Here is a 316-nt window from a genome sequence, read left to right as displayed (position 1 = left end):
TCGCTCGTCGACAGCTCGTTCCAAGCGCAATGGCCGGGGCGCGGTTTGTCGTAGGAAAAGGCCACACTCTCGCCGCCTTCGACCGCGCCCTTCATCACGTAGAGCGGCGCGCCCTGCGGGTCGGCAACCAGGGCCATGCGGCCGACGCCGGGAATGTCCCACGGCGGCTGGTGGACCGCGCCGCCGCCCTGCCTGAACGCGTCAGCCATCGCGTCGACATCATCGACGCCGACATAGCCGAGCCACGCGGGCGGCATCGCCATCCCGTCGGGCATCCGCATCAGCCCGGCGACATCGCCATCGGCGGTCGCCGGGC

At 71.2% G+C, this 316-nt stretch carries 1 protein-coding gene; it reads right to left on the bottom strand.

Annotated elements, in window-relative coordinates; translation table 11 throughout:
* A partial coding sequence (locus AX709_RS18820) for a VOC family protein (protein WP_331709695.1) occupies positions 1 to 316 on the bottom strand: 316 nt, incomplete at both ends.

The organism is Sphingomonas sp. CCH15-F11 (genome assembly GCF_001557005.1).
Classification (GTDB): domain Bacteria; phylum Pseudomonadota; class Alphaproteobacteria; order Sphingomonadales; family Sphingomonadaceae; genus Sphingomonas.
This window is presented reverse-complemented; position numbering and strand designations above follow the sequence as displayed.